The sequence below is a fragment of the Vibrio sp. 1978 genome, assembly GCF_033344345.1.
Genome location: NZ_JAWPOP010000006.1, coordinates 129769 through 151520 on the forward strand (window position 1 = coordinate 129769; position 21752 = coordinate 151520).

Consider the following 21752-nt stretch of genomic DNA (forward strand, 5'->3'; position numbering starts at 1 on the left):
GGAGTTGACGTCGTTACCTGTGATTGCTGTTAATCAGAGTCAACTCAGGTTGGTGGAGTGTGATCTAACACACTTAAAAATTTGTGCGCGATTATAGAGAGATTTACTCAAAAAGCAAACGTTTGCTTTGTTTTTGGCGCATTAAAAAACGAGCCATTTGGCTCGCTTTCAATCATTATGCTTTGGAGTAAATATCCCGCTCACCCAACCAGCGATCGATAATCGCTGTTGCGTTAGACGGGTAATTGTCATGAATATGACGCGCAATGCGCTGAACTTCGGGAATCAGGCGTTGATCTCGAACTAAGTCTGCGATTTTGAAATCAGCAAGACCTGTCTGCTTTGTACCCAATAGTTCTCCAGGGCCACGAATTTCTAGGTCTTTCTGCGCAATGACGAAGCCATCGTTACTTTCACGTAGTACTCCGAGACGTTTTTGCGCGGTTTTTGACAGCGGAGAGTGGTACAGCAGCACACAATGGCTAGCAACGGAACCTCGGCCCACGCGACCTCTTAACTGGTGTAATTGTGCCAAACCAAGACGTTCAGGGTTTTCTATGATCATCAAGCTAGAGTTTGGTACATCCACACCAACTTCAATCACTGTCGTTGCGACCAGCAAATGCAGTTTATTGTCTTTGAAATCTTGCATCACCGCTTGTTTCTCTGCCGGCTTCATTCGTCCGTGTACTAGACCAATTTTTACGTCCGGCAGTTTACGTTGAAGCTCTTCTGCGGTATCTGCCGCGGCTTGCGCTTCTAGTACTTCCGATTCATCAATCAGGGTACACACCCAATATGCCTGCTTGCCTTCGTTTAAGCAGGCATTTCGGACACGCTCGACGATGTCGTCACGTTTTGTATCAGGAATGGCAACGGTTTGAATCGGCGTTCGACCCGGTGGTAGCTCGTCAATCACGGAAGTTTCCAGATCGGCGTAAGCGGTCATCGCTAAGGTTCGAGGAATAGGCGTCGCCGTCATGATCAACTGATGAGGATAAGCGCCTTGTTTTGCGCCTTTTTCACGCAATTCTAATCGCTGATGGACACCGAAGCGGTGTTGTTCATCAATGATGACCAAAGCAAGGTGATGAAATTCAACGTGCTCTTGGAATAGCGCGTGAGTACCCACTACCATTTGCGCTTCACCACTGGCAATACGAGCCAGCTCGGCTTCCTTTGCCTTACCTTTGAGTTTGCCCGCTAACCAACCGACTTGAATGCCCATTCTCTCAAACCAGTTTGCGAAGTTGATAGCGTGTTGCTCGGCCAATAGTTCGGTTGGCGCCATGAGTGCCACCTGATGGCCATGCTCAATGGCTCTAACTGCGGCCAAAGCGGCAACCAACGTTTTCCCTGAACCAACATCGCCTTGCACTAATCGCATCATTGGGTGCGGTTTTTCTAGATCGGCTTCAATCTCTTGTACGACTCGGGTTTGAGCGTTTGTAGGAGAGAAAGGCAGTTGGGCTAAAAGCTGCGTTTTTAGTTTATTACAAGGACCGAGAGGTAGCGCTGAATCCTTCTGACCTTTGCTACGCACCGCCAGCATCGATAAGTTTTGTGCGAGCAATTCTTCCATGATCAAGCGGATTTGGGCAGGGTGTTTGCCTTCGTCAAACTCATCTAAATTAATGGTTGGTGGTGGGCGATGAATGGTGTGCAGCGCTTGCGACATCGTGATTTGATGGTCATACAACCCCGCTGGAAGTAATTCCTGCACTGCGGTTTTATCAAGCAGGGCTAAAGCTTGTTCGGTAAGGTTGCGTAATGTGATTTGACGCAATCCATCGGTGGTGGGATAAACAGGGGTTAAGCTCTGTTCTACATCGGGCTTTTGCTCGCTGACGTAAAACTTGTAGTCAGGATGAACAATTTCCAAACCCATGCCACCGCGCTTAATTTCACCGTAAGCATGCACTAACTTACCTTGCGTGAAATTGTTCTTCATGGCTGCGGTAAAGTTGAAAAAGCGCAGCGTGATAGTGCCATTACCGTCGCTGATTTTTACCGTTAGCATTTTGCGCTTACCGAAGATAGTGTCGACTGCCATGACCTTACCTTGCACGGCCGCCCAAAGGCCAGCATGCAGTTTGGCAATAGGGTAAATACGAGTACGATCTTCGTAGCGTAACGGAAGGTGAAACAGCAAATCTTGAACGCTATGTAAGCCAACTTTGGCGAGTTTTTCTGCGACTTTCGCGCCAACTCCAGAAAGGGAGGTTAATGGGACGGCAGATAACATTTGGGCGGACATAGAGGGCTCAAGAAAATGGTTAACATAGCAGTATGTTAACCATGGAGCTGTGTTTTTGTACAGGAAAAAATAGTCATGCTTTAGTTAGTGTCATGATTTGACTGATAACCTATCATTCCGAGGAGCTTTAGCGACATCAGGATTCTATTTTCAACAAGTATGTCGCTGAAGTTAACACTATCAGCATCTGTATATTTGAGAATTAGATCCTGAACCACGCTCCTTTGCCGCCGTTCAGGATGACGAAAGTCTGTTACTTGCTTTGCATCTCTTGCCACCACGCGTCATCGGCGATGATTTGACCTTCTTCATCGAGTGGTGGGTAAACGAGCCCTTTTCGTTTCGCGACCTTTGCCAGCACTGGGTGACCACGTTCAAAGAGAATACGGTTGATTGTCTCTTTAGGCAGAGCGCTTTCTTCTCGGTCGTACATGCCTGCGGCTTCACGTTGACGTTGCGCTTCATACAAAATTACGGCACTGGCAACCGATACGTTTAGTGACTGCACCATGCCCACCATCGGGATAATAATGTCTTGATCTGCAAGCTGTTTGGCTTGCTCCGAAGCGCCAACTTTTTCACTGCCTAAAATGATTGCCGTTGGTCTGGTGTAGTCGATCTCGCGAAAATCGACGGCGGTGTCCGAAAGATTGGTCACCAAAACCTGCATACCTTGCGCTTTGAGTTCGGTAATCGCAGTTTCAATCGAATCGTGAGTATCCACTTCAACCCAGTTACGCGCGCCAGCTGAGGTATGGCTCAGCGTACGCATTTTGTCAGGCCAAATTGCGTGAACTTTGTGTAAGCCTGTCGCGTCAGCGGTGCGGATCACGGCAGAGACGTTGTTTGGCTTATGTACTTCTTCGAGACAAAGTGTCAGATCAGTTTGGCGAGTTTTTAGGACTTGGTGAATACGGTTGTAACGTTCTAGGTTCATATTTATTGAGGTATAAAAAATCGCCACCTAACAGAGTAGGTGGCGATAGAGGTTAGTTCTTTCTGCGTCTGACTCGGGTTGCTTGAGGCATTGCCTTAATCTTACGCATGATACCAGCAAGGTGGACACGATCTTTCGTCGTCAACAGCACAGTCACAGTGTATAGACGACCATCACGTTCTTCCGTTGAAAGGCCATGAATGTTTGATCCTGTTTTCGAGATCACGTTGGTCAGTTCTGCAAGAGCACCTTGGTTGTTAAGCATGTCGACTTTAAGTTCAGCAATGAACTCTTTATCGTAGTCTTCAGACCAAGCGACAGCCATATAACGGTCTGGCTCTTTCTGATAACCACGAACGTTCGGACATGTTTCTCGGTGAACAACCAAACCACGACCAGGCGATACGTGAGCAATAATGTGATCATCTGGGATAGGATGACAACAATTTGCAAACGTCAGCAATAAGCCTTCTGCGCCACGAATCGGAAGCTTCTTCTTCGAGTCCGTTGGGATTGAACTTGTTGTCGTGAGCTCTTCGGTGTCACCAAGGAGACGACGTGCGATCACAATGCTCATCAACTCACCCAATCCAATAGCAGCCAATAAATCATCGATGCTTTCTAGGCGAAGATCATTCAAGACTTCTTGGATATTTTCTGGATAAATTGAATCAATCGAGTGACGGCCAAGTGCGTGATTAAGTAGGCGACGACCTAAAGTAATCGACTCTTCACGACGCATCGTTTTCAGTACTTGTCGAATCTTAGTGCGGGCACGAGAAGTCACGACATAGTTCAGCCATGCCGCATTCGGACGCGCACCAGGGGCACTGATAATTTCCACTGTCTGACCGTTTTTCAATGCCTTACTCAATGGGTAAGGGTTACGGTCAACACGAGCACCAACACAAGAGTTGCCTACATCGGTATGTACGGCATAGGCAAAGTCGACAGCCGTTGCGCCTAAAGGCAATTCAACGATACGACCTTTTGGTGTGAAGACGTAAATCTCATCTGGGAAAAGATCGGATTTTACGTTTTCAATGAATTCGAATGAGTTACCCGCGCTTTGTTGTAGCTCTAACAGGCTTTGCATCCAACGCTGAGCTTTCACTTGCGCAGTGGTACCAGACTTGTCGCCTTTGTCTTTGTAAGACCAGTGTGCCGCGACACCTTTGTCCGCCATTTGATCCATATCTTCAGTACGGATCTGAACTTCAACAGGTACGCCGTGTGGTCCAACCATGGAAGTGTGTAGCGATTGATAGCCGTTCGCCTTTGGTACCGCGATGTAATCTTTCATGCGACCAGGACGTGGCTTATACAAGCTGTGTACTTGGCCTAAAACGCGATAACAAGTATCAGCGGTATCAACAACGACTCGGAACGCATAGATATCCATGATGGTGTGAAAGCGCTGTTCTTTGGTTTTCATCTTGTTGTAGATAGAGAACAGGTTTTTCTCACGACCAACGACGCGAGCATTCAAGCCAAAATCTTGCAGATGGCCTTCTATTTCGCTGTGAATGCGTTGGATCATCTCTTTACGATTACCACGTGCGGCTTTAACCACTTCTTTCAGTACGCGGTAGCGGTTGGGATATAGCGCCTCAAAGCCCAACTCTTCGAGTTCGGTTTTGATATTGTGAATACCAAGACGATGAGCGAGGGGCGCGTAAATTTCTAACGTTTCACGAGCAATACGACGCTTTTTATCTGGTCGAAGCGCGCCAAGCGTACGCATGTTATGCGTGCGGTCAGCCAGTTTGATCAGAATGACGCGGATATCTTGCACCATGGCCAGAACCATCTTACGAAAGTTCTCAGCCTGAGCCTCTTTCCTATCGCGGAATTTGAGTTTGTCCAGTTTAGATACACCATCAACCAATTCTGCGACAGTGTTGCCGAATTTCTCTTCGAGATCTTCTTTAGTTACATCACAGTCTTCAATGACGTCATGCAGCAAAGCAGCTTGGAGGGTTTCGATATCAAGGCGCATTTCGGCCAAGATACGAGCCACAGCGACAGGGTGGATGATGTATGGTTCACCGCTAGAGCGGGTTTGCCCTTCATGGGCATCTCTCGCTACCACATAAGATTGACGCAGAGCCTCAATCTGAGGCTCTGTTAGGTATTCTTGGGCAACGTCTTTGAGGCTATCGAATAGATACAAATTATAGGCCCGGGAGGTTGTTGAATTCTAAAGTCAGAATTAACGGTTGTGAGCGATGCTGCTTACTGCCGCTAGCTCTGCCGCTTCTTGCTCTTGCTGTTCTTGACGTTCACGAGCGTCTAGAACTTCTTTAGTAATTAAACCTTCTTCGATTTCGCGTAGAGCGATAACCGTTGGCTTATCGTTCTCTTCTGGCACTAGTGCATCTTTACCGCCAGTTTGCATTTGACGAGCGCGGCGAGCCGCAATCAGTACTAGGTCGAAACGGTTGCCAACTTTTTCAACAGCGTCTTGAACAGTTACGCGTGCCATGAGGACTCCAAATAGTTAACTAAAATTTTAGAATGACGAGAAAGTATACAACCTAACTACTTTATTTACTAGCAATTAGACAAGCCACCGTTTGTGGACTTTCTCAGGTAGTTTATTGTGTTTTTCGCACTGGGCAAAAAACGGGAAATTCTTTATGTTTTACAGCGTGACTTTTTTGAAGTTACTCTGCTAACAACGCGTCAAGCATACCTTTATATTTAGCAGCTTGCTTTTCTTCCTTCAATCTTTCAGCACGCAAGATAGCTTTAAAATCCATCAAAGCGGTATCAAAATCGTCGTTTACGATCACGTAGTCGTACTCGTTGTAATGAGAGATTTCCGACTTGGCTTCAGCCATACGCTTTGCGATCACTTCATCGCTATCTTGACCACGAGTGTTCAAGCGACGCTCTAACTCACCGTTTGATGGTGGCAGGATGAAGATGCTTTTGGCTTCTGGCATTTGTTCACGGATTTGGCGTGCGCCTTGCCAGTCGATATCTAGAAAAACGTCGATACCTTTATTTAGTGTTTCTTCAATCCATACACGAGATGTGCCGTAATAATTACCAAACACTTCTGCGTATTCTAGGAAGTCACCTTTAGCGATCAGGGCTTCAAACTCATCTTTCGCTACAAAATGGTAGTGGACACCATTTTCTTCACCAGGTCGCATGTTGCGCGTGGTGTGAGACACAGACACTTTCATTGCGTAGGTTGGGTTGCGTTCCAACATCGCTGAGATCAAGCTAGATTTACCTGCGCCGCTAGGTGCAGATACGATATAGAGAGTACCTTTGCCCATTGTACTGTTCCACTTTTGATTGGATTGATTGAGTGCCGAAGGAAAGTTCGACATTCTTATAACGATAGCACTGGCATTGAGAAATCAACCACCAAAGGGGTGGATATTGGTTATAATCCCGCCAGAAAAATGGAGGCGAAGAGTATCATGATCTCTATTTTGTTACCAGTTGATCTTTCTGTCTGTGATCGTCCCAGATGAAATAGTTACTTACGCCAGAGTGTTCCTAAACAGCGAAGAAGGAGCGTGGTACAGGACTTACCATCCGCGCACTCTGTTATTAAAACCATTTCTACAACCGTTTAGTGTGCTGATTTTAGGTTTAGAGTCCCGATTTGGCTTGCGTGAGTGACTCTGGTTAAAAATAGGGGTTAATAAAGATAAAACGGAAAAAAGGGGAAGCTTTCACTTCCCCAGGCGTGCGACTGACTCACACTTAATCTTCGAATTATCCTTGAGACTCTAGGAAATTTATCCAAGGGCTAACGGTTGACCTGAATTTTGGCGATTGAGCAGCGCCTTTCATCGCCTGCAAGGCCTTTTGTGGTTGCTTAAGCTCGAAATAGGCCATCCCGCGAATGTATTCAAGTTCTGCCTTTTGCTCTTTAGAGGCACTGGATGCCGCGCTTTCTACAAAACGAGTTGCTTCAGAATACTGCTTGTCTTGTATCATTAAGCGAGCAATCTGAATTTGCGTTTTAGCAGAAGGAGCGAGGTTATATGACTTTTTATAAGCGAGAATTGATTTATCTAGCTCTTTAGCTTGCTGCCAGAAACTGGCTAGGCGGTCATAGTTTTCCTTCGTCTTTTCAATGTTTCCAGCTGCCATTTCCTTTTCAAGAGTTTTGGCTGCTTTATATGGAATACCTTGATAAGCCAAGAAGTTTACAAAGCGTAAATATTCCTTCTCTCCTTCTAGTTTCCCCATTTTGTAAACCATTTCTAGGGTGGCTAGAGAGTTGCGCTCTTGACCTAGCTCCATGTAGACACCAGAAAGTTGCATCCAGTAACGCTTTTTCTGAGGGTACTTTGAAGTCAGAGTTTTGAGTACACTGGCAACGCTTTTCAGCTGGCCTAACTCGTAGTGAGATGCAACGAGAATTAAGTACCAAGACTCACTTGGGCTCTTGCTCATCGCGATGGCTTTTTTGGTTGGCGGGATTGCATTTCTGTAATCTTCCAACTGAACATAAGCGCTCGCTAACGTGATATAAGCATGAGCTTGAGGCTTCTCTTTGGTTGTTTCTGCAACCTTGAACCATTCCTTCATCGTTTTTACAGACAACGTATACTTTTCTTCAGCTAGGTAAAGCTGAGCCAAGCTGTAGCGAACTTGTTGAGCAACAGGAACGGGAAGTGCGTCGAGCTGTAATGCTTCGGCAAAGTATTTTGCTGCTTGCACATAATTGTCTTGTAGCGAATACAAAAAGCCAGTCTGCTGAAGTAAAACTGCTCGGTCGTATTTTTTCGAACTTGTGCTTTCTAAAGCGCTTGCTAGTTTTTCTTTTGCTGCTGAATATTTTTCAGTTGCGATCAACTCTTGCACTTTGTTAACGGTTCGAAATGTCCGATCTGATAACTGAGGAGCTTCTTTTGCCATCGTAGGAGCGGCCATTGTCACTCCTGCGAAGAGAATTAAAGAAGCCACTTTGCTTTTCCATAAACTTTTCATCGTGACTCCTTAATTGGTTGAGAACTCTATTTCTTGCGATAGGCGCGAGCTAACAGGTTTCCCGTCAACCAATTTTGGTTTAAATGTCCATTTAGAGACTGTTTTTCTTGCCGCTCGACCGAGGCCTAAGCGTCGTGGTTGCTCTTTAAGAACTTTGATGTCCTCTACGGCACCACGTGCGTTTACAGTAAACTCTAATAAGACGACCCCTTTTTCTATTCCTGCTTTCGCAGCCTTCCTAGGCATTTGAGGTTGGAATGTCGCTAGAGGTGTTGGACCTCCGCTACCCGCGAGTTGCGCACCTCCACCCTGGCTATAATGCCCAAGCACCGAACCACCTGTAACATTTACGGGTAGGTCAAGCTTTGGCATATCCATTGGGGTCTGCTCCATCACCGGTTTTACTGTCGCTGTCACTTTCATTTCTGGCGGCGGCGGCGGACGCTTAGGCGGTGGTGGCTTTGGAAGTTCGCGTTTTTTCTCCTGTATTTTTTCGTCTGGTTTAATGCGAATAAACTCGACCATACGCAGGTCATCATTCGACACTAACTCGTGGCGCTCTTTGTTTACTAGCTTGTCCATCCCCCAGAACAACCCGAGGGAGACAATGAGCGCCAGTGCAATTGAGGCCAGATACCGCATAAGCTTAATCCTTATTGGTTGCGGCAATGGAGATGCTTTCTACACCTGCCATTTTGATCTGGTCCATAACCTTCACGACTACGCCAGCATTTGCTTCTGTGTCGGCTTGGATAACAACTGCGCCATCAGGGCTTTCTGCACGAAGACGTTCAATATTCGCGCGAACCGCGTCCACTTCGATGCGGCGTTTATCAACCCAAACATCACCCGCCGCACCAACTGCGACCATGATGTTACCTTTTTTCACGGTTTGCGCAGAGCTTGCCGTCGGGCGGTTTACTTCTAGACCAGCTTCTTTTACGAACGATGTTGTTACGATAAAGAAGATCAACATGATGAATACGATGTCGAGCATCGGTGTCATATCGATAGCGGTTTCATCACTGCTATCACTGCTATAGCGTCTTTTCATGACCTATACCTCTAATTCCATTTACTCAGGCAATATGCTTTAGCTTATCTTCCAGCTTTTGCGTTGTGACTTTGGCTAAATGATCAAGACGTGAACTAAAGAACAGTCCTGATAGAGAAGCCACCATCCCGGCTAAAGTTGGGATTGTTGCCTTTGAGATCCCCGAGGCCATTGCTCGAGGGCTTCCTGTTCCTGTTACCGCTAAGATGTCGAATACTTGGATCATGCCAACAACGGTGCCGAGCAAACCCAGTAAGGGACAAAGCGCAATCAATACTTTCACGATTGGCAGGCCCTTTTTATTCTCAATGTCCTGACGAGAAACAATTTCTTGTCGGATCATCTTAGCGTTCCAGCTCTGGTGCTCTGAGCGCCCCTGCCATGAGCCAACGGCTTTTTTCATGGCTTTTGGAGCGACGGCAGCAAAATAGAACCAACGTTCTAACAATACTGCCCACAGCATAAAGCTGAGGATGAAGATGGCGACGAGTACATCGCCACCCATTCCCAAGAAGCGCCTAATTGATTCAAGTTCTCCAACTAACCACCACATAACGCCTCCTTAGCTTTCGGCTTTATGTAGTTTTTCCTGATAGCGAGCGATGAAGCCTGCACTCTGTTCTTCAAGAGTTTGAACCAAACGACGACCTTTACTGTGTACGATGGTGTAAAGGAACAGCAATGGAATTGCGACAACCAGACCTAGCATGGTTGTAACAAGAGCTTCAGAAATACCGCCAGCCATCAGTTTAGGATCGCCAGTACCGAACAGAGTAATGGCTTGGAATGTGCCGATCATACCCATTACCGTACCCAGTAGACCAAGTAGAGGTGCTACAGAAGCAAATAGCTTGATTGAACTGATGAAGCGTTCAATGCTTGGAGCGTTACGTAGAATGATTTCGTCCAGCTTCGCTTCCAGATCTTCAAGGTTGTCACCTTTGTGCTCTTGGTAAGCCTGGATAACTTCACCCAATGGGTTACCAGGAATCACAGTTTCTGATTTCGCTTGCTTACGCATTTTACCGCCAATCACTTGAAGGCGTAGGAAGCAAACTAGAGCAATGATAGCGCCAACTGCACCCATACCAAGGATGACGTAACCTACAATGCCACCTTGATCAATACGTTCTTGAACGGTAGGGCTTTGTACAAGTAGAGACAGAATTACACCACGGGATGGGTCAATAAACAGTGGCTCATAGCTGTTTGACGCTGACTCAAAGCCCGCAACATGACGTGTAATATTGGTGCGAGGCTGTCGAGAGAGTTCTTCGAACTTACCTGTTTGAGGTACATAAGTAACGTACTTACCATCGGCAATCGCGTTAAATTCACCGACAAGAGTAACATCGCGAACCGCTTCTTTACCTTCGCCATAAACAACCGTTGCTTGGGTTGTTGCTGTCTCGCCTGAGGCAACCACTTGTTGAAGAATGGTATGCCAGAATGCTTCTAGCTCTTGTGTTGATGGCAGTTCTTTACTTTCAGCCAGTTTCGTTAGTAGAGCGTCACGCTCTGGGAACTGAACTGCGTTTTGAGAGGCTGCAAATAAGCCTTTAAACTCGCCCGCATATTGGCGGACCACACCAAACATTTCGCCCAAAGTACCAGATCGAACACGTAAGGTTTCTGTTAGTTCAGTCAGCTGCTTATCGTTTTCATCAAATGTCGCTTTAAGTTGATCGCCCAGTGCTTGCTGTGAAGCTAGCTCTTCACGAGCCTGTTGCAATAATGCTGCTTGCTTATCTCGGTTGTTCTTGAACTCAGCTTCACGGGCTTTGTTCTCTTTTGACTCAACGATGCTTTCTGATTTTACGTTTTTGAGTAGTTCAGATAGGTTTTTAGGCGTTTCTGCTTGTACGCCTGAAGCCATAAATAAGCTCGCTAGTAGACCAGCGGCTAGAGTTTTGAATCCTTTCATCTCTTATTCCTCCCCAGCATATACAGGCAATTTGATTAGCGCTGGTGGCGCTTGCTTCTTCGCGATTCGAAGGCCTTGCTGTACCGCTATGCGGTAGCTTTCCGGTAATGTTTCCCATTGACGTGTTTGTTGGTTCCACATACCTGTCTCACCACCGTCTGGAGATTGGAATAAAAGCGCCGTGCGACCAATACGTAGGAAATCGTAAGTCACGGTTTCCCCATTTCTATCTAGGCTAGCTTTGTAAGATTCAATTGAGCGAGAGAAGCCTTCTTCAATTTGGTAGGCTTCCATCACTTTACGGAATTTCTCAGAAGTCGTTACGTCGGCGCGATCCATGAGACGACGCAGTTCTCGGACACGTTTATTACGTTCTTTTTTCTGGAAAGGCAGATCGAGAGTCACAAACTCATCGAGTGCATCGATCATTTTAAGTGTTAGTGGCACTACTTCTGTTGCCGTTTGATCGATCTGAGCAATTTGGTTATTTAATGAGTCCAATTCACCTTGCTGTGATTGAACCATACGATTAATTTGCTCGTTGTAGACTTTCATGCTGTCGATTTGACGTAGTAAGCCTTTGTATTCTGCCAACATGCCTTCAGTACTTTCGGCATAATTGTCGATTTTTTGTTGCGAAGCTTCTGAAGATTGATTTGCTTTTGCTTGTGTGGAAACGACAGCACCAGAGTTGGCCGCTATAGAGCTACTACTGGCTATAGAGCTACTACTGATAGTAAGCAATGCTGCAGCTATGGCACTGAGACCAAATTCCTTGAATTTCATGGTTGCATCCTTGTCAGTGTTTTAGTCAGTCGAAAAGGGCGCGGAAAACCCGCGCCAAATATTTTTTAGAAGTCGTATGATGCCTCGACGTATAGCTGACGTCCGATTGGATCGTCATACCCAGTTGCATAGAATGGAGAGGTATCGCTTAGAGGATCTGCAGGCGGTACTTTGTCAAACATGTTGATAGCACCAAGAGTTACACGACCACTCTCGTTGAATTGGTAAGAAGCCGTTAGGTTCCACGTTGTCATACTAGCGATTTCTGCTTTGTAACCCGCTTTTTTAGCAGAATCACAGTCATCAAAGTAGTAACGGTTTGCGTAGCTTGAACACATACGGTCGCGGTATTTACCAAATAGGTTGATAGCGACATCTTCATATGCCCAGCCAAGATTTAACGTTGCGGTGTATTCAGGCATGAAATCTCTTTCATCCGTTACAGGCTCGCTGTCGTTTTCTTGATATTCAGCAATCAAGATCTTCGTTACAGCAACACGCGTGTTAAATGAACCGAACTCATTAGTGTCGTATGCGTATTTGATCGCTAGGTCAATACCAGAACGCTCTTCATACGACTGGTTCACTGGACCATAGGATACCGACTTGATGGTGCCATCTGGGTTACGAACGACTTCAGTACCCGGGTATTTACCTGGATCGTTAATTACGTCTTGGTAAGTTGGTGCTGTTACGACGTCTTCCATCTTGATGTGGTACCAGTCAACAGTTACACCAAGATCATCCACAGGCTCCCACGCTAGGCCCAAGTTAATGTTTGTACTTGTTTCTTCTTTCAGCTCAGAGTTAGGGCCATTAAGCGTATCGAAGTACTGAGTATCACACTCTGGGTACTTGTCTTTATCTTGTGGGCCGCTACCACCAGCGTTGGCACAAAGCACAGGGTCAAAACCAGAACCAAAGCCTCGAGTTTGATCACCAAATAGTCGCTTCAAGTCTGGAGCTCGGAAGCCTAGACCGTAGCTACCACGTAGCAATAGGGTGTCAGTAGGACGGTATGCTAGGGCTACTTTAGGAGTGAATGCGCCGCCAGTTGCCGAGTCGTCGAAGTAGTGGTCGTAACGACCAGCGACAGTCATTTCTAAATCTTCAATGATAGGAATAAGAGCTTCAACACCAAGACCAATCTGATCACGGTCACCGCCGCCTGATGTTCCACCTAGACCAGAGAAACCACCAGCTGCTGTTGTCGCATCAATCGTCTCATTGTAGTCAGTACGGTTCCATTCACCATAAACAGCAAAGCCAGACATACCTGCAGGAAGTTCAACCAAATCACCAGCCAGTGAGCCGTTAACAGAGTAAAGCTTTGAGTAAGCTTCTTTGCTTGAAGTGCCGCTGTATTTGTCTACAACGTCTTGAGAGATAGGCCCTAGAAGATCGACATCACCATTTTGTACAGCTTGGTCGAGAGTTAGGAAGATTGCTGGGTTGCTTGTTTCAACGCTTTGCTCAGAGTAACCAGCGGATAGGTCCCAATCATACGTATCAGCAAGCAGGCCGTTCAAGCCTAAGGTTAAGCCAAAAGAATCGGCTTCAGTGTTACTTTCGCGTGGTCCAAATTCGACCATACGGCGAGTGTATTCGCCTTCGCCGCGGAAGTGAGTGGCATCAACTTCAACGCTGTAAGGGTTAGGTTCGAATTCAGATTCTGTAGACTTGTAGCCAAAACGGGCTTCTGCCATGGCAGTGACATTGTCGTTAATGTCCATTTCACCACGTAAAAGTAGGTCTACTTGTTTGTTTTCTGGTTTTAATGTTCGGTATGCAGAGCGGTTAACACCACACTTTCCATCCGCTCGTTCAATCGCGGCATCACCAACGACTTCTTTACAGGAAGAACCAGCATCAGCTGGTGTTAGAAGTGTTCCGTTGGCGCCTTCAAAGTTTGCACCGTAGCTAGAGTAGCCACTTAGCTGAGAACGGCTAGAACCGTCATCGCCAGCCCAATCATCTCGGTCAGATTGCTTTAGCATTTCGTTGCCCGCAAATTGGCCAACGAAGAGAATACGTTTGTCGTCAAAGTTTTTGCCAGCTACAACGTCTAAACGACCATTTTGGTAACCACCATCCGTCGCGTCACCCGCGCGTACTTTTACAGAAACGCCATCAAAGTCTTTCTTTAAAATGAAGTTTACGACACCACCGATTGCGTCGGAGCCGTAGATAGCAGAACCTGAGTCGGTCATTACTTCAACACGCTCAATAGCGGCGACAGGGATTTGGCCGATATCTTGGAAGTTAGATGTACCATCTTGTGCTAGCGGGTATTGAGGAAGACGACGGCCATCAATAAGAATCAATGTGCGTGACGCGCCAAGGCCACGTAAGTTGACTGACTGCGCTGCTGGTGTAAACGAGAAAGAGTCTGTTTGAGCCATTACACCACCTGTGTTTTGGGTCAAACTGTTCAATACGTCTTGCGCGCTGTTAAAGCCTTTAGACTCAATGTCTTTACTATTAATAACAGTAACTGGTGAAGGACCTTCCATATCCGTCGTGGAGATACGCGAACCAGTAACTTTCATCTTTTGAAGTTTTTCAACTTGCTGCTCTTCTGCCAGTGCTGTTGCTGGGGCTGCAACTGCTGCTGTCCCCAAAGCAAGGCTTATCGCAACAGATAAAGCGGTTGTGTTTTTATACATCCTTGTTGCTCCGATTATTATTATTTCCTATGTCTGGCCGCATAGCGGCCAAATGTGACGTTAATATTTCGTTAACGTTCGGCCAATGTATAACCGAGATGAAAAAAGGAAGTCAAACCAGTGGTAAACGGGGATGCTTAAATGTAAAAAAGATGTAAATAACCAGGCTTTGTTTAAAAGGCGGAATAAAAAACCGAATAAGGTTTATGCATCGAGATTAAATTTCAATAAAACACCGTATTTTGTGTTTCTTATAAACTTTAATGACTTATCTTGCCTATGGTTTTTTAGTGGGTAATTGAATCTGGAAAAAGATATTTTTCCAGTGAATTGTTCTGAGATGAGTTTTATATCGAATCCATACTTTGTTAGCTCGAACTTATTAGGTGGTATCAAAATATGATACCCATTGCTGTTAAAGGGCTCACTCGTATTTTTAGGTCAAATATAACCTTGGATTATGTGTCTATTTATGTGTGTAGGGTGCATTTTTATGTAGGGTTTTGGCTCTAAACAGCCTAGATTGATATTCTGTATGAATTATTTTTGTGGTTTTTTATAATTTTTTACAAAAACATTTCTGTTTTTCGACATCGAAGGAAGTTTGTCATGTTTTGGTTTCAAACACTTGAAGCTGATGTGGATTCAAGATAAATATGACGCTGAAATTATTGCAGTAGTAGAAAAGTCTAGCTCTTGAGGCGCAGGGAGTGTGCTTCAACAGTTTTAGTTACTACGAGATAAATATGCACCATTTTGGGCGGAAAATATCCTCTTTCACTCCGTTTGAACTGGACAGTAGACAAGGAGCAAGTTGTATATGCTGTCGTACTTTTTACGCCGTTTGGCGTTGGTTATCCCAACGTTTCTCGGGATAACTATTCTCATCTTTGCTATCACTCGTTTCGTGCCTGGCGGACCTGTTGAACGCATGTTGTCACAAATGCAGTCTCAGGGAGATGGCGCCGCATCAATGACGTCTGCGGGTGGTAATACGGCTCTTTCTGACGATCAAATCGCGGAGCTGAATGCGTTTTATGGCCTGGATAAACCTGTAACGGAAGCGTACGTCGAGTGGTTAAGTCGTTTGGTAATGCTAGATCTTGGCGAGTCGACGCGTTACTACGAGCCTGTCTCGGATATGATCGCAGAGCGTTTGCCAGTGTCGTTGTTTTATGGCGGCATGACCTTCTTTATTAGTTATTTTATCTCGATTCCTCTTGGTTACTATAAGGCGCTCAAGCACGGTTCTGTGTTTGATTCCGCCTCTTCAGTACTCATTTTCGTAGGCTACGCGCTACCAGGTTATGTGGTGGGTGTATTGCTGATCACGTTATTTAGTTATCACTTGGAATGGTTTCCGATGGGAGGCTTTGTCGGCGATGACTTCGACGATTACGAAACCTTCTTTGAACGCGCTAAAGACATTATGTGGCATGCGGTGTTGCCTTTGATCTGTTACCTCATTGGTGATTTTGCCACGCTGACGATGACAATGAAAAATAACCTGATGGAAAACCTTTCCTCAGATTACATCCGCACCGCAATTGCGAAAGGATTACCTTTCAAAAAAGCAGTTCGTAAGCACGCGTTGCGTAACAGCTTAATTCCGATCGCGAGTCACTTTGGTAACTCTTTGTTGTTCTTCATGACCGGTGCCTTCCTGATTGAAGTTATCTTCAATATTGATGGCATTGGCTTATTGGGTTACGAATCAATCATGGAGCGTGATTACCCTGTTGTTATGGGTATTGTCGCCATTAATGCGTTGTTACTGCTCATTGGTAACATCATTTCAGATATTTGTGTTGCTTTAGTCGACCCACGTGTGAAGTTTGGAGCGTAACATGATTAAAGTTAGTCCATTAACTCAAAAGAAAATTCGTCACTTTAAAGAGATCAAACGAGGCTATTGGTCGTTTGTTGCTCTTTCTATCATGTTGATCCTTTCTCTATTCGCCGAACTTTTGATCAACAGTAAAGCGCTAGTCGTCAAGTACGATGGTAGCTACTATTTTCCTGTTGTCAGTGACGTACGTTTAGGTAGCGAATTCGGCCAAGAGTCATCCAGTGAAGCCGATTATCGTGTACTGCAAAAAGCGTTTGAGGCTGAAGGGGGCGACAACTTTGTTATTTTGCCGCTTGTGCCGTGGAACCCATACGAACAAGATTTTAGTGGTGATTTCCCGCCAACAACGCCTAGTGCCGAAAATAAGCATTATTTAGGTACAGATGTGATAGGTCGCGATATTTTGGCGCGACTCGTCTACGGATTCAGAACGGCGATGGGATTTGCGTTGCTTACGATGGCCATTTCCTACGCGATCGGTACTGCAGTCGGTTGTGCTATGGGTTTTTGGGGCGGTAAATTTGACTTGTTTGTACAGCGACTTATCGAAATCTGGTCAATGGTCCCGTTTTTGTACGTCATTATGATTCTTGTCTCAATCGTTCAACCGACGTTTGCTCTCTTTGTCGCTATTAACGTGCTTTTCACTTGGATGGGTATGACATGGTACATGCGGACCATGACTTATAAAGAAGCGGCACGAGAATATGTAATGGCGGCTCGTGCTTTAGGGGCATCGACCGGACGTATCTTGTTTAATCACATCTTGCCAAATACGATGGTGATGATTGTAACCCTAGCGCCTTTCACTATTGCAGCTAACATCACAGCACTGACTGCTCTCGATTACCTAGGCTTAGGCTTGATGCCACCAACGCCAAGTTGGGGTGAACTACTGCAACAAGGTAAGTCAAACTTAGATTCGCCATGGATTGTTGCGTCAGTAGTGACTTCTATTGTTCTGGTTCTGGTAATGGTGACCTTTATTGGTGAAGCCATTCGAGCGGCTTTCGACCCGAAAAAATTCACACGCTATGTTTAAGCGAGCATTGTGAGCAAAACATAAAAAAGGGAAGTTTTATGAAGAAATTATTTTTAGCGTCCACGCTGAGCGCCCTGAGTTTTGGTGCAATGTCAGCAACGCTTCCGACTGACTTAAACTGGCAAACAAACTGGGATGAGCCTCAATATGGTTCGCCAGAAGCGAAACGTGGAGGGACTTATCGCACCTTTATGTCAAGTTTCCCGCAGACGTTACGTAGTGTTGGCCCAGACGCTAATGCAGGGCTACGTTCTTTTATCTTAGATGAAACACCAGGCTTGGTGGTCCGCCACCCAGATACTTTAGAGTTCATCCCTGAGCTTGCTAACGAGTGGGCGTTAGCAGGTGACAACAAAACGGTCTATTTCAAACTCAACCCTGAAGCCAAATGGTCGGACGGCAAACCTGTGACTGCCGACGATTTCGTGTTCATGCTGAAGTTTTATCGTTCCAAGGACATCTTGGAGCCTTGGTACAACGATTACTACAACAAAACGATTGCGGATGTTATCAAGTACGACACTCACACGTTTGCTGTTAAGGCGGCGAAAGAGTTTAATCCGGAAGAGTTGCTGTTACGAATGGGGGCCCTGCGCCCACGTCCCGCACATTTTTATGCTAACCCTTCAAAAGATGAAAATGGTGACGGTATACATGACAACTTTGTCCGCTACTACAATTTTAAAAGTGAACCAACGACCAGTGCATACTACCTAGATGACATTAAAAAAGGTAAAAGTGTGACCTTCAAACATGTCGGTGAAGACTGGTGGGGTTACAGCAATAAGTATTATCAACATCGTTATAATGTCGACAAAATCCGCATCACAGTGATTCGCGACAGTGATATCGCGATGAAGCACTTTGAGAAAGGGAAGCTGGACGCATTTGGTCTTGTTTTACCAAGCCTATGGCATGATAAATCGAATACGGAACCTTACCAAAAGGGATACATTCAAAAGTTCTGGGGTTACAACCAATTCCCAGTTGGGGCTGGTGGTGTATGGATGAACACCGCGATGCCTTTGCTGGATGATTTAAACATTCGCAAGGGCATTACTTACGCGATTGACTTTGATGGCATGATAGAGAATGTCATGCGTGGCGACTACTCCCGTAAACCAAACCCGACCGGTTATGGTCATGGTAAATACACCCTACCAGATGCTAAGGCACCGAAGTTTGATCCCGCAAAAGCGGCCGAGGCATTCGAAGCCGCAGGCTTTAACAAAATTGGTTCTGATGGTATTCGTGTTAATGATAAAGGTGAGCGCTTAAGCTTCGAGCTGACCTACGGAACACCTGTTCATACTCCTCGTATTGCATTTTTGCGTGAGCAAGCCAAGCTAGCAGGGCTGGATATTGAGCTCAAGTTAGTTGATGGCTCATCCATGTTCAAATACGTACGTGAGAAAAAGCACGATTTGGCTTTCTTAGATATGGGTACGTCTGAGATCCCAACGTATTGGGAGTACTTCCATTCAGTCAATGCGAACAAGCCGCAAACTAACTCTTTCACAAACTACAGCACGCCTGAACTGGATGAAAAGATCATCGAGTATCGTTTTGGCATGGATATGGATAAAAAGATCCAGCTAGGTCATGAGATTCAGCGTGACATCATTGATGCTCACGTTATCGTCCCAGGCTACATGGTTCCTTATGTCCGCTATGGTCACTGGCGCTGGTTAAAGTTTCCAGATAAGCCAATGAATCGCATGACAGAGGCGCTGTTCAGTGGTGCAATCATAGGCGATGGCACTTACTGGATTGATAGTGATATCAAAAAAGAAACGAAACAAGCGATGAAGTCAGGCAAAGCTTTTGAACCTGTTGTTGTCGTAGATGACACTTATAAGCTGTAAGGATTGGTTATGGAAAACGATGTAATCCTAAGTGTTAAAGATCTCGAAGTTGAATTTACCACCGATGATGGGCCAGTGAAGGTTCTGCATGGTGTGAACTTTGATGTGAGAGCTGGACGTACACTCGGTCTGGTAGGAGAGTCAGGTAGTGGTAAGAGCGTAACCTCAATGTCGATCATGGGGCTATTACCTAAGCCATATGGCAACATTATCAAAGGTGAAGTGAATTATCGCGGCACCAACCTAGTTGATTTGCCTGCGGAAGAGATGTACGCCATGCGTGGCGATCGCATTTCGATCATCTTCCAAGACCCGATGACGGCGCTCAACCCAGTGCACACCATTGGTCGTCAAATATGTGAAGTGCTTGAGCTCCATCGACCTGAGCTCGACAAAAAGGAGCGGGAGGCGTACTCGATTGAAATGCTGGCAAAAGTAAAAATTCCAATGCCAGAGAAGCGATTGAATGAGTATCCCCATAACCTATCTGGTGGTATGCGCCAGCGTGTCATGATCGCGATGGCATTGGCCTGTAAGCCGGATATTCTGATTTGTGATGAACCGACTACAGCGTTGGATGTTACGGTTCAGGCGTCTATCCTTGAACTGATGAACGAGCTTCAGGAAGAAACGGGCATGGCGATGATCTTCATCACTCACGATCTCGGGGTTGTGGCAGAAGTGTGTGATGATGTTGCCGTGATGTATGGCGGACGTATTGTCGAAAAAGCAGAAATTTTTGAGTTGTTTGATAACCCGCAGCACCCATACACAGAGCGTTTAATGGGATTGATGCCGAGCTTAGATAATGAGCCGAAGCAGATGATCGATATCAAGCCTATTGATGCCAGTATGTTTGCCAGTTAACTGGGCAAAGTGAACCAGTCATAAAAGAGGATGTTATGGCAAAAGAAGTATTAAGAATTGAAAATCTTAAGCAGCACTTTGTTTCTGGTAAAGGGCTGTTCAAGAAAGGCTACACCATCAAAGCGGTAGACGGGGTTTCACTGTCTGTTTCTGAAGGTGAAACACTGGGGCTAGTTGGTGAGTCAGGTTGTGGTAAAAGCACCCTTGGTCGCACGATCTTAAAGTTATACGAGCCAACAGAAGGTAAGATTTTCTTTGAAGGTAAAGACATCACTAAATTGTCTGTGAAAGAGATGCGATCGCTGCGTAAAGACATGCAAATCGTCTTTCAAGACCCAATGGAGTCACTCAATCAGCGTCATACCATCGGTATGATTCTGGAAGAACCGTTTGTTATTCATAAAATTGGCACGCCAACAGAGCGTAAACAATGGGTAAAAGAGCTTTTAATCAAAGTGGGATTACCAGAAACGGCAGTAAACCGTTATCCACATGAATTTTCAGGCGGGCAACGGCAGCGTATCGGTATCGCTCGCGCGATTGCATTGAAGCCTAAACTGCTGATTTGTGATGAATCGGTATCTGCGTTAGATGTGTCGGTACAGGCGCAAATCTTGAACCTATTGCTACAACTGCAACAAGAAATGAACTTGGCGATCATATTTATCTCTCACGATCTCTCGGTGGTGAAACATGTTTCTGACAAAGTTGCCGTGATGTATTTTGGTAAAGTGGTAGAAGCAGGCAGTGCTAAAGAAATTTATGCAAACCCGCAAAACGAATACACCAAAAAACTCCTATCTGCGATTCCGATCACTCACCCTAAATATCGGAAGAAAAAGCGCGTAGCTGAAAAAAAGCAGCAAGTGGCGTAAGTGATGCCACAGGTCCTATAACACAAAAGCGCTCCGCCAAATAAGCGGAGCGTTTTTATAAGCAAATGCCAGGACTTGGAGTCGATTTGCACTGATGTTTATTCTGATTGATTGAAGATCGTTGCATGCTAAACTCAAGGCCTATTTTCTTTGTTTGGATAATGGACCATGCCGTCGAATTTACCGAAATCCTTTAGTCGACCTTTCCTGAAAATCTTCCATATTTTGGAGGCGGTGTTATTAGTCTCTATTACCTTGGCGACGTTGTACGCCATGATGCAAGAGTTTGTGCACGTATTTGTAGAGAAGCGTGTCTTACTCACGGATATTCTGTTGATGTTTATCTATCTGGAAGTGCTCGCTATGGTGCAGCAGTTCGTGATGAACGGTAAAATTCCGGTACGCTATCCTATCTACATCGCGATGATGGCCATCGCCCGCTACATCACACTCGGAATGAAAGAGCTGGATGCAGTTTTGGTTGTGTGGTTATCTCTGGCTGCGTTTATTTTGGCTGCGGCTACTTTGCTGATCAGAATTGGGCACCATTATTGGCCCTACGTTGATAACAGTACCTTGGAAAAAGACGAATAAAAGAAAACCCCGTATTAGCGGGGCTTTTTTGTTTCAATACTCGATGACTTTTAGATCATTCAATGTTTTGGATC

General features: G+C 45.6%; 18 protein-coding genes. 6 read left to right on the plus strand and 12 right to left on the minus strand.

Annotation, left to right across the window (positions count from 1 at the left end):
- Positions 1-175: 175 nt before the first annotated feature.
- The 12 genes from recG to R8N49_RS08460 form a co-directional block, all read right to left on the minus strand.
- Entirely contained in the window at positions 176-2257 is a 2082-nt protein-coding gene (recG, locus tag R8N49_RS08405; RefSeq protein WP_186584541.1) for an ATP-dependent DNA helicase RecG, read from the minus strand.
- A gap of 253 nt (positions 2258-2510) precedes the next feature.
- Entirely contained in the window at positions 2511-3194 is a 684-nt protein-coding gene (gene trmH / locus R8N49_RS08410; protein ID WP_017635001.1) for a tRNA (guanosine(18)-2'-O)-methyltransferase TrmH, read from the minus strand.
- A gap of 52 nt (positions 3195-3246) precedes the next feature.
- Positions 3247-5367, minus strand: coding sequence for a bifunctional GTP diphosphokinase/guanosine-3',5'-bis pyrophosphate 3'-pyrophosphohydrolase (gene spoT, locus R8N49_RS08415; protein ID WP_132936681.1), 2121 nt, complete (start codon positions 5365-5367; stop codon positions 3247-3249).
- Positions 5368-5406: 39 nt separating this feature from the next.
- Positions 5407-5679 carry a DNA-directed RNA polymerase subunit omega gene (gene rpoZ, locus R8N49_RS08420; protein ID WP_005379346.1) on the minus strand — a complete coding sequence of 91 codons (273 nt, stop codon included), beginning with the start codon at positions 5677-5679 and terminating at the stop codon, positions 5407-5409.
- A 181-nt stretch (positions 5680-5860) separates the two neighbouring features.
- On the minus strand, positions 5861-6484 hold the full coding sequence (gmk, locus tag R8N49_RS08425; RefSeq protein WP_005379347.1) for a guanylate kinase: 624 nt from the start codon (positions 6482-6484) through the stop codon (positions 5861-5863).
- Positions 6485-6932: 448 nt separating this feature from the next.
- Positions 6933-8156, minus strand: a complete 1224-nt coding sequence (locus tag R8N49_RS08430; RefSeq protein WP_132936682.1) for a tetratricopeptide repeat protein — start codon at positions 8154-8156, stop codon at positions 6933-6935.
- Between the two features lie 9 nt (positions 8157-8165).
- On the minus strand, positions 8166-8798 hold the full coding sequence (locus R8N49_RS08435; protein ID WP_005379353.1) for an energy transducer TonB: 633 nt from the start codon (positions 8796-8798) through the stop codon (positions 8166-8168).
- 4 nt (positions 8799-8802) lie between these two features.
- Positions 8803-9210 (minus strand): ExbD/TolR family protein, encoded by a 408-nt coding sequence (locus R8N49_RS08440; protein WP_005379359.1) that lies wholly within the window; start codon positions 9208-9210, stop codon positions 8803-8805.
- Positions 9211-9235: 25 nt separating this feature from the next.
- Positions 9236-9763, minus strand: a complete 528-nt coding sequence (locus R8N49_RS08445) for a MotA/TolQ/ExbB proton channel family protein (RefSeq protein ID WP_005379363.1) — start codon at positions 9761-9763, stop codon at positions 9236-9238.
- Positions 9764-9772: 9 nt separating this feature from the next.
- Positions 9773-11134 carry a MotA/TolQ/ExbB proton channel family protein gene (locus R8N49_RS08450; protein ID WP_017634999.1) on the minus strand — a complete coding sequence of 454 codons (1362 nt, stop codon included), beginning with the start codon at positions 11132-11134 and terminating at the stop codon, positions 9773-9775.
- Between the two features lie 3 nt (positions 11135-11137).
- Positions 11138-11920, minus strand: coding sequence for a DUF3450 domain-containing protein (locus R8N49_RS08455; protein ID WP_258489856.1), 783 nt, complete (start codon positions 11918-11920; stop codon positions 11138-11140).
- Between the two features lie 65 nt (positions 11921-11985).
- Positions 11986-14586: a TonB-dependent receptor plug domain-containing protein gene (locus R8N49_RS08460; RefSeq protein WP_017634998.1), complete on the minus strand. Its 2601-nt coding sequence runs from the start codon at positions 14584-14586 to the stop codon at positions 11986-11988.
- Between the two features lie 820 nt (positions 14587-15406).
- Here R8N49_RS08460 and R8N49_RS08465 point away from each other — a divergent pair.
- The 6 genes from R8N49_RS08465 (at position 15407) to R8N49_RS08490 (ending at position 21678) form a co-directional block, all read left to right on the plus strand.
- Positions 15407-16432, plus strand: a complete 1026-nt coding sequence (locus R8N49_RS08465; protein WP_005384771.1) for an ABC transporter permease subunit — start codon at positions 15407-15409, stop codon at positions 16430-16432.
- Between the two features lies 1 nt (position 16433).
- A complete protein-coding gene (locus tag R8N49_RS08470; protein ID WP_258489854.1) occupies positions 16434-17477 on the plus strand; it encodes an ABC transporter permease in 1044 nt (347 codons plus the stop codon).
- Positions 17478-17515: 38 nt separating this feature from the next.
- On the plus strand, positions 17516-19342 hold the full coding sequence (locus tag R8N49_RS08475; RefSeq protein ID WP_017634997.1) for an extracellular solute-binding protein: 1827 nt from the start codon (positions 17516-17518) through the stop codon (positions 19340-19342).
- A gap of 9 nt (positions 19343-19351) precedes the next feature.
- The gene (locus R8N49_RS08480; RefSeq protein ID WP_005379371.1) at positions 19352-20209 is read left to right on the plus strand and encodes an ABC transporter ATP-binding protein; all 858 of its coding nucleotides are present in this window, start codon (positions 19352-19354) and stop codon (positions 20207-20209) included.
- Positions 20210-20244: 35 nt separating this feature from the next.
- A complete protein-coding gene (locus R8N49_RS08485; RefSeq protein ID WP_005379372.1) occupies positions 20245-21084 on the plus strand; it encodes an ABC transporter ATP-binding protein in 840 nt (279 codons plus the stop codon).
- A gap of 168 nt (positions 21085-21252) precedes the next feature.
- Entirely contained in the window at positions 21253-21678 is a 426-nt protein-coding gene (locus R8N49_RS08490) for a phosphate-starvation-inducible protein PsiE (RefSeq protein ID WP_025768316.1), read from the plus strand.
- Positions 21679-21752: the final 74 nt, after the last annotated feature.

What these genes read in the sequence shown, in the direction of transcription:
- recG (WP_186584541.1), bottom strand. Translation starts at nt 2,257, where the DNA reads ATGTCCGCCCAAATGTTATCTGCCGTCCCATTAACCTCCCTTTCTGGA.
- trmH (WP_017635001.1), bottom strand. Translation starts at nt 3,194, where the DNA reads ATGAACCTAGAACGTTACAACCGTATTCACCAAGTCCTAAAAACTCGC.
- rpoZ (WP_005379346.1), bottom strand. Translation starts at nt 5,679, where the DNA reads ATGGCACGCGTAACTGTTCAAGACGCTGTTGAAAAAGTTGGCAACCGT.
- gmk (WP_005379347.1), bottom strand. Translation starts at nt 6,484, where the DNA reads ATGGGCAAAGGTACTCTCTATATCGTATCTGCACCTAGCGGCGCAGGT.
- R8N49_RS08430 (WP_132936682.1), bottom strand. Translation starts at nt 8,156, where the DNA reads ATGAAAAGTTTATGGAAAAGCAAAGTGGCTTCTTTAATTCTCTTCGCA.
- R8N49_RS08435 (WP_005379353.1), bottom strand. Translation starts at nt 8,798, where the DNA reads ATGCGGTATCTGGCCTCAATTGCACTGGCGCTCATTGTCTCCCTCGGG.
- R8N49_RS08440 (WP_005379359.1), bottom strand. Translation starts at nt 9,210, where the DNA reads ATGAAAAGACGCTATAGCAGTGATAGCAGTGATGAAACCGCTATCGAT.
- R8N49_RS08445 (WP_005379363.1), bottom strand. Translation starts at nt 9,763, where the DNA reads ATGTGGTGGTTAGTTGGAGAACTTGAATCAATTAGGCGCTTCTTGGGA.
- R8N49_RS08450 (WP_017634999.1), bottom strand. Translation starts at nt 11,134, where the DNA reads ATGAAAGGATTCAAAACTCTAGCCGCTGGTCTACTAGCGAGCTTATTT.
- R8N49_RS08455 (WP_258489856.1), bottom strand. Translation starts at nt 11,920, where the DNA reads ATGAAATTCAAGGAATTTGGTCTCAGTGCCATAGCTGCAGCATTGCTT.
- R8N49_RS08460 (WP_017634998.1), bottom strand. Translation starts at nt 14,586, where the DNA reads ATGTATAAAAACACAACCGCTTTATCTGTTGCGATAAGCCTTGCTTTG.
- R8N49_RS08465 (WP_005384771.1), top strand. Translation starts at nt 15,407, where the DNA reads ATGCTGTCGTACTTTTTACGCCGTTTGGCGTTGGTTATCCCAACGTTT.
- R8N49_RS08470 (WP_258489854.1), top strand. Translation starts at nt 16,434, where the DNA reads ATGATTAAAGTTAGTCCATTAACTCAAAAGAAAATTCGTCACTTTAAA.
- R8N49_RS08475 (WP_017634997.1), top strand. Translation starts at nt 17,516, where the DNA reads ATGAAGAAATTATTTTTAGCGTCCACGCTGAGCGCCCTGAGTTTTGGT.
- R8N49_RS08480 (WP_005379371.1), top strand. Translation starts at nt 19,352, where the DNA reads ATGGAAAACGATGTAATCCTAAGTGTTAAAGATCTCGAAGTTGAATTT.
- R8N49_RS08485 (WP_005379372.1), top strand. Translation starts at nt 20,245, where the DNA reads ATGGCAAAAGAAGTATTAAGAATTGAAAATCTTAAGCAGCACTTTGTT.
- R8N49_RS08490 (WP_025768316.1), top strand. Translation starts at nt 21,253, where the DNA reads ATGCCGTCGAATTTACCGAAATCCTTTAGTCGACCTTTCCTGAAAATC.